Genomic DNA, 10,645 nt, shown 5'->3' with positions numbered 1-10,645 from the left:
TCTCAGAATTGTCGGACGTGTCACGGCGGTGACACAGAGGTGCGGCTTGGTGGATGATCGGCTCGAACGGAGATTCGAGAGTGTCGCTGACGCCGCCCGCCCTGCCCTTGAGGTCCCGTCGTGGTTTCGCCGCCGGACCGGCGCTGACCACCGGGGCAGCGGGGGTGGCGGCTGTCCTGCTGCTCGGCCTCGTGGGGGAGGTGAACGGCCTCCTGCTTCTGCTCATGGCCGCCCTTATCGGCGGGGTTTCCGGGGTCCAGGCGGTCCGCGCCCGGCGGGAGGCTGCAAGGCTGGAGGCGGAGGTGGCGGGCACCCATGCCGAGGTGGCCGCCGGCGAACCCTCCCTGCCCTATACGGCGGTGATCAACGCCCTGCCCGACCCGGTGCTGGTGGTCTCAGCGCTCGAGCCGGACGATCTCACCGGCCGGCGTATCGTCATGATCAACATCGCCGCGCGGGAGGTTCTGAAGATCCATCGCGAGCCGGGCCTGCTGGTCACGGCGATCCGCGACCCTGATGTGCTGGAGGCGGTGGACGAGGCCTTGTTCGGCGGTCTGGACGGGGAGGCGATCTTCCACACCGGCGGAGCGCAGGAACGGATCTTCCGCATCTATGCCCGACCCTTGGGCTTGGGGGCGGACGGCGGGCGCCTGGCCCTGCTGGTCCTGCACGACGAGACCGACATCCGCCGGGTGGAGCGGATGCGGGCGGACTTCCTGGCCAACGCCAGCCACGAGCTGCGGACCCCGCTCGCCTCGCTGTCCGGCTTCATCGAGACCCTGCGCGGTCACGCCCGCACCGATGAGGGGGCGCGCGAAAAGTTCCTGGGCATCATGCAGACCCAGGCTGAGCGCATGTCGCGGCTGATCGATGATCTGATGTCCTTGAGCCGCATCGAGCTGAATGAACATGTCTCGCCGCAGGACCAGGTGGATCTGGCGACCGCGGTCCATGACGTCATCGACGCGCTGACGCCCATCGCCCGGGACCGGGGCGTGACGCTGGAGGCCGAGCTTCCGGACGAGAGCGTCGTGGCGGTGGGCGACCGGGACCAGGTGATCCAGGTGGCTCAGAACCTGGTGGACAACGCTCTGAAGTACTCCCCCTCCGGTGGCGCGCTGCGAGTCCGGGTGGTCACGGGGCTGACCGCCGAGGCCGCCGCTGCGGCCCGGATGGAGGGGGCCGCGCGCATGTCGCTGCTGACGCCCGACCATGGGCCGGAGCGCTACGCCGCCCTCAGCGTCTCCGACAGCGGGCCGGGCCTGGCGCGGGAGCACCTGCCCAGGCTTACCGAGCGGTTTTATCGCGTGGAGGGCCAGAAGAGCGGCGACCGTCTGGGCACGGGGCTCGGCCTGGCCATCGTCAAGCACATCATGAACCGTCACAGAGGCGGGCTGGTGGTGGAGAGCGCGCCCGGCCGAGGCGCCACCTTCACGGCCTATTTCCCCTTGGCGGGCGAGGCCAAAGCCCTGGCCGGCGCCGACAAGTCGAGCGGTGTCACGAAACTGTCGTGAGTTCGTCATAGACGATCAGCAATCGACGGGCAGGTTCCGCGCCGAAAGGGCGACCTGCCGGCGCCGGCCCGATCGCCGCGCGCGCATCGCCGCAAGATGAAGGCCTGAATGTTCATCTGGATCGCCCTGGCCGGGCTCGTCCTTCTCGCCCTGGCGGCCTATTCGGTCGGCCGCCGCAAGGTTCTGGACGCCGTGGGCGGCCAGACGCGCGCCCTGCATTCCCTGCCCGGCTATTATGGGGCCTTCCTGGCCCTGTGGGTGGCGGCGCCAGCGGCCATCCTGCTGCTGCTGGCCATCGTGCTGGGCGGCCGGGTGGAGGAGGCCGCTCTGCGCGCCGACAATCCCGCCGCCGTGGCCGCCCTGCCAGACAGCGGCCAGGACGTCTTCTATAACGACGTCCTGGGAACAGTGCGCAGCGGTCAGGTCAGCCAGACCACCTATGACGGCGAACTGGGCGACGCCTTCGCGGCCAAGGTCGCCCAGGCCGAGCGCCTGGACGCCACCCTCTGGATGGGCGTGATCGCCGCCGCCGCGGCCCTGGCCCTGGCCGGCGGCCTCATCGCCTGGCGGCGCCTGGACGGCCGGTTCGCGGCCAGGCCCCAGGTGGAGCGCTGGGTGGCGGGGCTGTTCCTGGTCTGCTCCATCGTCGCCATCCTGACGACGGTGGGCATCGTCGCCTCCCTGGTCTGGGAAAGCTGGCGCTTCTTCCAGACCGTGCCGGTGTTCGAATTCCTCTTCGGCCTGACCTGGGACCCGCAGATCGCCATCCGCGCCGATCAGGTGGCCTCATCGGGCGCGTTCGGGGCGGTGCCGCTCTTCATGGGCACCTTCCTGATCATGATGATCGCCATGGTGGTGGCCGCGCCCGTGGGCCTGATGGCCGCCATCTATCTGTCGGAATATGCCGGGCGCACCACCCGGGCGGTGGTCAAGCCGCTGCTGGAGGTGCTGGCCGGCATTCCCACCGTGGTCTACGGCTTCTTCGCCGCCCTGACCGTGGGTCCGCTGTTCCGGGGCTTTTTCAACGGGATCGGCGCCCAGCTGGTGGGCGGCCCCCTGCACGATCTTGGCCTCTATCTGATGCAGGTTCAGAACCAGATGGCCCTGGTGGCGGGCGCGGTGATGGGGATCATGCTGATCCCCTTCGTCTCCTCCCTGTCGGACGACATCATCAACGCCGTGCCCCAGTCCCTGCGCGACGGTTCTTTGGCCATGGGCGCCACCAAGTCGGAGACGATCGCCAAGGTGATCATGCCCGCCGCCCTGCCGGGCGTCATGGGCGCCCTGCTGCTGGCGGTGTCGCGAGCCATCGGCGAGACCATGATCGTCACCATGGCCGCCGGCCTGCAGGCGCGGGCCACCTTCAATCCCCTGGACACGGTGACCACCGTCACCGTCCAGATCGTCACCCTGCTGACCGGCGACCAGGAATTCGACAGCGCCAAGACCCTCTCGGCCTTCGGTCTTGGCCTGACCCTCTTCCTCATCACTCTTGCGCTGAACATCGTCGCCCTGCGCATCGTCCAGACGTACCGGGAACAGTATGACTGACGCGGCCCTCACCCCCGCCCAGGCCGCCAAGGCCCGCGTCCGCGCCGAGGCCGAGGCGCGGCTCAAGCGCCGCTATCGCGCCGAGGCCCGGTTCCGCTGGTATGGCCGGGCGGCCATCTTCCTGGCGCTCGCCTTCCTGGTGGTCCTCCTGGGGCGGATCGGCCTGCAGGGCTATTCCACCTTCACCGACTATCGGATCAGCCTGCCGGTGCAGGTGGACGCCGCCCGGGTGGATGTGTCGGATCTGGCGGGCTCCAACTTCAATCTCATGGTGGCGGAATCGGCCCTGGCCGTGCTGGGCGAGACCGACGACGACTATGGCGAAGCCTCATCGCGGATGATGGCTCTGCTCTCCAGCGATCTCGGCTTCCAGGTCCTCGACCGGCTGCGCGAAGACCCCAGCCTGGTGGGCCAGACCATCACGGTGCAGGGCCCCATGAAGGCGAACGCCAGCCTCTATTACAAAGGCCAGATGAGCCGCGACACGGAGCTGGGCGGCCGCCTGCTGGACGACCGGCAGTTGGACTGGCTGGACGAGCTGCGCGACCAGGGCCTGGTGCGGGGCGGCTTCAACTGGACCTTCCTCAGCCGCTCGGACTCCACCGAGCCGGAGCAGGCCGGCGTCCTGGGCGCGGTGGTGGGTTCGGCCATGATGCTGCTGGTCACCGCCCTGCTGGCGGCGCCCATCGGGGTTCTGGCCGCCACCTATCTGGAAGAGTTCGCGCCCAAGAACCGCTGGACCGACCTGATCGAGGTGAACATCAACAACCTCGCGGCCGTGCCCTCCATCATCTACGGCCTGCTGGGCCTTGCGGTGTTCATCAATGTGCTGGCCGTGCCGCGCTCCTCGCCCCTGCTGGGGGGGCTGGTGCTGGCGCTCATGTCCCTGCCGACCATCATCATCGCCACCCGCTCGGCCCTGAAGGCGGTGCCGCCCTCGATCCGCGAGGCGGCCCTGGCGGTGGGCGCCTCGCGCACCCAGACGGTCTTCCACCACGTGCTGCCGCTGGCCCTGCCGGGGATCATGACCGGGACCATCCTGTCGCTCGCCCACGCCCTGGGGGAGACCGCGCCCCTGCTGATGATCGGCATGGTGTCCTTCGTGCCGGGCGTGCCCGAGACCCTGACCAGCGCGGCCACCGTCCTGCCGGTGCAGATCTTCATCTGGGAGAACGCCTCGGAGCGCGCCTTCCATGAGCGGACCGCCGCGGCCATCATCGTCCTGCTGGTCTTCATGGTGATCATGAACCTGGCGGCCGTGCTGCTGCGCCGCCGCTTCGAGCGCCGGTGGTAAAGCCCATGCGTTCGACGAACCTTCCCATTCAGAGGATGCCGATGAACCGCCAACGCGACGACGCCCTGGCCCACGCCTCCGCGGCGGCCTCGGCGCGCACCGCCAAGGTCGCCGCCCACGGGGTGAACGTCTTCTACGGCGACAAGCAGGCCCTGTTCGACGTGTCCCTGGACATGCCCGATCGCGCGGTCACCGCCCTCATCGGACCGTCCGGCTGCGGCAAATCCACCTTCCTGCGCAGCATCAACCGGATGAACGACACCATTCCGGGCGCCCGCGTCACCGGGGAGATCGTGCTGGACGGCGAGGACATCAACGACCGCAGCGTTGACCCCGTCCTGCTGCGGGCGCGGGTGGGCATGGTCTTCCAGAAGCCCAACCCCTTCCCCAAGAGCATCTTCGAAAACGTCGCCTACGGCCCGCGCATCCATGGCTTCGCCACCTCCAAGAGCGAGTTGGCCGACATCGTCGAAAGCTCGCTCAAGCGGGCGGGCCTGTGGGACGAGGTGTCCGATCGCCTGCATCAGCCGGGCACCGGCCTCTCCGGCGGTCAGCAGCAGCGTCTGGTCATCGCCCGGGCCATCGCGGTGAGCCCCGAGGTGATCCTGATGGACGAGCCCTGCTCGGCCCTCGATCCCATCGCCACGGCCAAGATCGAGGAACTGATCGATGACCTGCGCAGCCAGTACTGCATCGTCATCGTCACCCACTCCATGGCCCAGGCCGCGCGGGTGTCGCAGCGCACGGCCTTCTTCCACATGGGCAAGCTGATCGAGGCGGGCGCCACCGACGAGGTGTTCACCAATCCGCGCGATACACGCACGCAGGACTATATCACCGGCCGGTTCGGCTGAGCCGGGGAGGGAGCGCCGCCATGAACGAACATATCGTCAAGGCCTATGAGGACGAGCTGAACATGCTCACCGCCGAGTGCGCCCGGATGGGCGGGCTCACCGAGGCGGCGGTGGCCGACGCCCTGGAGGCGGTGGTCCGCCGGGACCAGCAGACCGCCGACCTGGTCATCTCCCGCGACGAGCGGCTCGACGTGCTTCAGGCCGAGATCGAGCGCAAGGCCATCCGCATGATCGCCCTGCGCCAGCCCCTGGCCAACGACCTGCGCCGCACGGTGGCGGCCATGAAGATCGCCAACAACCTGGAGCGGGTGGGCGACCTGGGCAAGAACATCGCCAAGCGCACCATCGTGATCATCGAGTCCGACCCCATGCTGCCCCTGACCCGCTCCATCGAGCGCATGGGCCGGCTGGTGCTGGCGCGCCTGAAAGAGGTGCTGGACGCCTACACCGCCTCCGACCTCGACCGCGCCATGAGCGTCTGGTCCCGGGACGACGAGGTGGACGAGCACTACAACAGCCTCTTCCGCGAGCTGCTGACCTACATGATGGGCGATCCGCGCACGATCACCGCCTGCGCCCATCTGCTGTTCGTGGCCAAGAATCTGGAGCGGATCGGCGACCACGCGACCAACATCGCCGAGATCATCCGCTACGAAATCACCGGCGAGGAGATGGTCCCCTCCGACCGTCCCAAGACCGACGCCCTGCAAAGGTAGCCCGGAGCGCAGCCTATGACGCCCAACATCCTGGTGGCCGAGGACGAAGACTCCCTCTCGACCCTGCTGAACTACAACCTCGAGAAAGAGGGCTATGCCGTGGCGGTGGCCGCCGATGGCGAAGAGGCCCTGGTCATGGTCGATGAGAAGCTCCCCGACCTGATCCTGCTGGACTGGATGCTGCCCAAGGTGTCGGGCATCGAGGTCTGCCGCCGCCTGCGCGCGCGCACCGAGACCCGCAACATCCCGATCATCATGCTGACGGCCCGCGGCGAGGAGACCGACCGTATCCGGGGCCTGGACACCGGGGCCGACGATTACATCGTCAAGCCCTTCTCCATGTCCGAGCTGTCGGCCCGCATCCGCGCCGTCCTGCGCCGCCTGCGGCCGGGCCTGGCCGAGGACCGGGTGCGCATCGGCGATCTGGTGATCGATCGCGTCGCCCACCGGGTGAAGCGGGCGGGCAAGGAAATCCACCTGGGTCCCACCGAATTCCGCCTGCTGGACTATCTGATGCAGCATCCAGGGCGGGTCTTCTCCCGCGAACAGCTGCTGGACGCTGTCTGGGGTTCGGACGTCTATGTGGAGGCTCGCACGGTGGACGTCCATGTGGGTCGCCTGCGCAAGGCCCTGAACCGCGACTCGGCCCCCGACCCGATTCGCACGGTGCGCTCGGCCGGCTATTCCCTCGACGTCGAGGCGGGTTGACCCTTCGGAGCGGGCGCGGCAAAGCCCGCCCATGAACATACTGCTCGTCGGCTCCGGCGGTCGCGAACACGCCCTGGCCTGGAAGATCGCCCAGTCGCCCCTGCTCCGCCGCCTGGTGATCGCCCCGGGCAATCCCGGCATGGCCGCCCACGGCGAACTCGCGGCGATGAAGGTCACCGATGTGCCGGCCCTGGTGGCGCTGGCCCAGGAGATCGCCGCCGACCTGGTGGTGATCGGTCCGGAATCTGCCGTGGAGGCCGGCCTCGCCGACGCCCTGGCCGCCGCGGGCGTGCCCTGTTTCGGCCCCAGCCGGGCGGCCGGTCAGCTGGAATCCTCCAAGGCCTTCACCAAGGCCTTCTGCGCGCGCCACGGCCTGCCCACAGGGGCGTATGTGGTCTGCGACACCGCCGAGGCGGCCAAGGCCGCCCTGGACGGCTTTCAACCGCCCTATGTCATCAAGGCCGACGGCCTGGCCGCCGGCAAGGGCGTCACCATCGCCCAGACGCGAGCCGAGGCTGAGGCCGCCATCGACGACACCCTGGGTGGCCGCTTCGGCGCGGCGGGCGCGCGGGTGGTGATCGAGGAGTTTCTGGAGGGCGAGATCGGCTCGCTCTTCGCGCTCTGCGACGGGACCCACGCCATCGTCTTCGGCCACGCCCAGGACCACAAGCGGGCATATGACGGCGAGCAAGGCCCCAATACCGGCGGCATGGGGACCTATTCGCCCGCGCCGCTCTTCACCGACGAACTGGTGGAACAGGTGCGCGCCCGTCTGGCCGCTCCGGCCTTCGCCGCCATCGCCCAGGAAGGCTCGCCCTATCGCGGCGCCCTCTTCGTGGAGTTCATGGCCACCGCCGAGGGGCCCAAGCTGGTTGAGTTCAACGTCCGCTTCGGCGACCCGGAGTGCCAGGTCCTGATGCTGCGGCTGGAGAGCGACCTGCTGCCCTATCTGGTCGCCTGCGCCACGGGGACTCTGGCCGACCTGCCGCCGCCGGTCTGGCGCGATGAGTCCGCCGTCTGCGTGGTTCTGGCCGCCGAAGGCTATCCGGACAAGCCCGTCACCGGCGCGGCCATCACCGGCGCCGAAGGCCCGTTCGGCGAAGGGGCGCAGGTCTTCCATGCGGGCACGACGCGGGACGCCGAGGGGGTTCTGCGGGCCTCAGGCGGCCGCGTGCTCAACGTCTGCGCGCGCGGGAACGGACTGGTGGAGGCGCGGGAGCGCGCCTATGCGGCCCTGTCGCAGATCACCCTTCCCGGCGGCTTCTATCGCCGCGACATCGGCTGGCGCGCCCTGGCCCGGCAGGACTGAAGACGCCCTGAGCGCCGAACGGCTTGCGGCGAGTCGTCGCGCCTCGGTAAGGTGGTTCAAACAAGCGTACGAAACGCACGCCTGGATCAGACGAGTTAAGAGGGAAGCGCCATGGTCGACGCCGCCGAGCAGGAGCGGGAACAGCTCAACACCGGCACCAAGCCCGTGGCCGAGTCCCACAGGTTCGATGAGGCGCGCCTCGCCGAATGGATGCAGGCCCATGTGGAGGGCTTCGAAGGCCCGCTGGAGGTCCGGCAGTTCAAGGGCGGCCAGTCCAACCCCACCTACCAGCTCGTCACGCCGGGCAAGAAGTACGTCATGCGGCGCAAACCGCCGGGCAAGCTGCTGCCCTCCGCCCATGCGGTGGACCGGGAATACAAGGTCATCAGCGCCCTCTATCCCACCGGCTTCCCCGTGGCGCGCAGCTATGGCCTGTGCGCTGACGACTCCGTCATCGGCACCATGTTCTACGTCATGGACATGGTGGAGGGCCGGATCCTCTGGGACCAGCAGCTGCCGCAGTACACGCCAGAACAGCGCCGGCCCATCTACATGGCCAAGCTCAAGACCCTGGCCGACCTGCACAACACCGACCACGAGGCCATCGGCCTGTCCGACTATGGCAAGCCCGGCAACTATATGGGCCGTCAGGTGGACCGCTGGACCAAGCAGTACCGGGCCTCGGAGACGGTGAAGCTCGAGGAGATGGAGCGGCTGATCGAGTGGCTGCCCCAGACCGTGCCGGCCCAGGACCGCACCACCATCGTCCACGGGGACTACCGCCTGGACAACATGGTGCTGCATCCCACCGAGCCGCGGGTGATCGCCGTGTTGGACTGGGAGCTGTCGACCCTGGGCGAGCCCCTGGCCGACTTCACCTATCTGCTGATGAACTGGGTGAACGGCTCCATCGCCAACATCGCCGACCTGCCGGCCCACGGCGTGCCCACCATTGAGGAGTATGTGGCCGAATACTGCCGGCTCACCGGCCGGGACGGGGTGCCGGACCTGAACTGGTACTTCGCCTACAACATCTTCCGCCTGGCCGGCATCATCCAGGGGATTGTCGGACGGGTGCGCGACGGCACCGCCAACAGCCCCCAGGCCGCGGCCATGGCCGAACGCGTGCCGCTGCTGGCCAAGGCCGGCTGGTCCTTCGCCCAAAAAGCCGGGGCCCAGTAGGCGGGGGCCCAGCAGGCGGGGGCTAAGAGGCCGGGGCCTAGTGGCCTCCCCTGACAAGCTGCGGAAGGGCCCTGGCGAGGATCTCGTCCAGGGCCTTTTCGTCTTCGAAGGCCGCCCGCACGGGCCAGGCCGCCACGCGCCCGCGCCACTCTGCGGGCAGGCGCACCCAGTCCTTCTCGGTGGTGACAAGGCCTGCGCCGAAGTCCTCCGCCCGCCGCTGCAGACGGAGCAGGGTGGCCTCGTCATAGGCGAAATGGTCGGGCAGGGGAGCGAAGTCGGCCAGCTGGCAGCCCGCCGCCTGCAGGGCCTTCTCCACCTTCCAGGGCTTGCCCACCCCGGCGAAGCCCACCTGCGGGCCGCCGGGCGGCGGGGCGGCGGGGACCAGCCGGGCGATCAGCACCGGGGTCGGCGCCAGGAGGGCCAGCAGCTCAGGGTCCGGCGCGTCCAGATCGGCCGGCAGCATCAGCACCACGGCGTCGGCCCGCGCCAGACCGGCCTTCAGCGGCTCGCGCATGGGCCCGGCGGGAAAGACCGCGCCGTCGCCGAAGGGCCAGTCGCCGTTCCGCGTCTCCCCGTCCACCACCACCAGGGAGAGATCCTTCCGCAGGGCCGGGTTCTGATGGCCGTCGTCCATGACCACGGCGCGTGCGCCCGCCGCGGCGGCGGCCCGGGCGCCGGCGGGTCGGTCGCGGGATATCCAGATGCGCGCGCCCTGCGCCAGCATCAGGGGCTCATCCCCCACATCGGCGGCGGTATGGGCGGCCCTGTCCACTTCCAGCGGGCCGGTCAGACGGCCGCCATAGCCCCGCGACAGGCCGTGGGCGGCGAGGCCCTGGCTGTTCAGCCGGCGCAGCAGTTCGGCGACCACCGGGGTCTTGCCGGTCCCCCCCATGGTCAGATTGCCTACGCAGATCACCGGCACGGGCGCGGCTTCCGGCTTCGCCCGGGCGATCTTGCGCGCCGTGACGCCGGCCCACAGCCAGGAGGCCGGCCGCAGCAGGGTCCGCGTCAAGGGGGCCGGCGCGCCGTGCCGCACATACCACCAGCGAGGCGTCGAGAGCTTCAAGGCGCGACCTCCGGCAGCAGGGGCCAGATGTGCTCCAGCGCCCGGTCCAGGGCGGCGTCCCCCCGTCGGGCCACGGCCTGGGCGGCCTCGCCCATCCGGCGGGCGATCACGGGGTTGTCCAGCAGGCCGGCCATGTGGCGCGCCAGGTCCGCCCCGTCCCGGGCGAAGAGGACGGCGCAGGCCTCGAAAAGCTGATCATAGAGGGACTGGGCGTTGAACACCGCCGGTCCGGTGATCACGCAACGCCCCAGCCTGGCCGGCTCCAGGGGATTGTGGCCGCCCACCCCGGGGGCGAACCCGCCCCCCAGGACCACGGCGTCGGCCAGCCGGAAGAAGAGGCCAAGCTCTCCCAGGGTGTCGGCCACATAGACCGCGCCCGGCGCCTGGCCAAGCGCCCGCCGCCCCACCGGCAGGCCGGCCGCGCGGGCGGCCTCGCCCCCCGCCGCCCCAG

At 69.7% G+C, this 10,645-nt stretch carries 10 protein-coding genes; 8 read left to right on the top strand and 2 right to left on the bottom strand.

Features of this window, described 5'->3' with window-relative positions; all coding sequences use genetic code 11:
• Positions 1–80 precede the first annotated feature (80 nt).
• From V7D28_RS10675 to V7D28_RS10640, 8 genes are all read left to right on the top strand, one after another.
• Positions 81–1,514: an ATP-binding protein gene (locus tag V7D28_RS10675; RefSeq protein ID WP_442957928.1), complete on the top strand. Its 1,434-nt coding sequence runs from the start codon at positions 81–83 to the stop codon at positions 1,512–1,514.
• Positions 1,515–1,622: 108 nt separating this feature from the next.
• Positions 1,623–3,065, top strand: coding sequence for a phosphate ABC transporter permease subunit PstC (gene pstC / locus V7D28_RS10670; protein ID WP_333587369.1), 1,443 nt, complete (start codon positions 1,623–1,625; stop codon positions 3,063–3,065).
• Positions 3,058–4,359, top strand: a complete 1,302-nt coding sequence (gene pstA / locus V7D28_RS10665; protein ID WP_333587368.1) for a phosphate ABC transporter permease PstA — start codon at positions 3,058–3,060, stop codon at positions 4,357–4,359. Before pstC ends, pstA begins: the two co-directional genes overlap by 8 nt.
• A gap of 35 nt (positions 4,360–4,394) precedes the next feature.
• The gene (gene pstB / locus V7D28_RS10660; RefSeq protein WP_333587370.1) at positions 4,395–5,213 is read left to right on the top strand and encodes a phosphate ABC transporter ATP-binding protein PstB; all 819 of its coding nucleotides are present in this window, start codon (positions 4,395–4,397) and stop codon (positions 5,211–5,213) included.
• A gap of 20 nt (positions 5,214–5,233) precedes the next feature.
• A complete protein-coding gene (gene phoU / locus V7D28_RS10655) occupies positions 5,234–5,929 on the top strand; it encodes a phosphate signaling complex protein PhoU (RefSeq protein WP_333587367.1) in 696 nt (231 codons plus the stop codon).
• A 15-nt stretch (positions 5,930–5,944) separates the two neighbouring features.
• Positions 5,945–6,637: a phosphate regulon transcriptional regulator PhoB gene (gene phoB / locus V7D28_RS10650; protein ID WP_333587366.1), complete on the top strand. Its 693-nt coding sequence runs from the start codon at positions 5,945–5,947 to the stop codon at positions 6,635–6,637.
• Positions 6,638–6,668: 31 nt separating this feature from the next.
• On the top strand, positions 6,669–7,946 hold the full coding sequence (purD, locus tag V7D28_RS10645; RefSeq protein WP_333587365.1) for a phosphoribosylamine--glycine ligase: 1,278 nt from the start codon (positions 6,669–6,671) through the stop codon (positions 7,944–7,946).
• Between the two features lie 111 nt (positions 7,947–8,057).
• A complete protein-coding gene (locus tag V7D28_RS10640) occupies positions 8,058–9,128 on the top strand; it encodes a phosphotransferase (protein WP_333587364.1) in 1,071 nt (356 codons plus the stop codon).
• Positions 9,129–9,165: 37 nt separating this feature from the next.
• On the opposite strand, the gene lpxK is transcribed toward V7D28_RS10640, so the two are convergent.
• Positions 9,166–10,194 (bottom strand): tetraacyldisaccharide 4'-kinase, encoded by a 1,029-nt coding sequence (gene lpxK / locus V7D28_RS10635; RefSeq protein ID WP_333587363.1) that lies wholly within the window; start codon positions 10,192–10,194, stop codon positions 9,166–9,168.
• A partial coding sequence (locus V7D28_RS10630) for a 3-deoxy-D-manno-octulosonic acid transferase (RefSeq protein WP_333587362.1) occupies positions 10,191–10,645 on the bottom strand: 455 nt, incomplete at its 5' end. The genes lpxK and V7D28_RS10630, both read right to left, overlap by 4 nt.

The sequence above is a fragment of the Phenylobacterium sp. genome, from assembly GCF_036723115.1.
Taxonomy (GTDB): Bacteria; Pseudomonadota; Alphaproteobacteria; order Caulobacterales; family Caulobacteraceae; genus Phenylobacterium.
The sequence above is the reverse complement of the archived record's forward strand: the minus strand, read 5'-3'. Positions and strand labels throughout refer to the sequence as shown.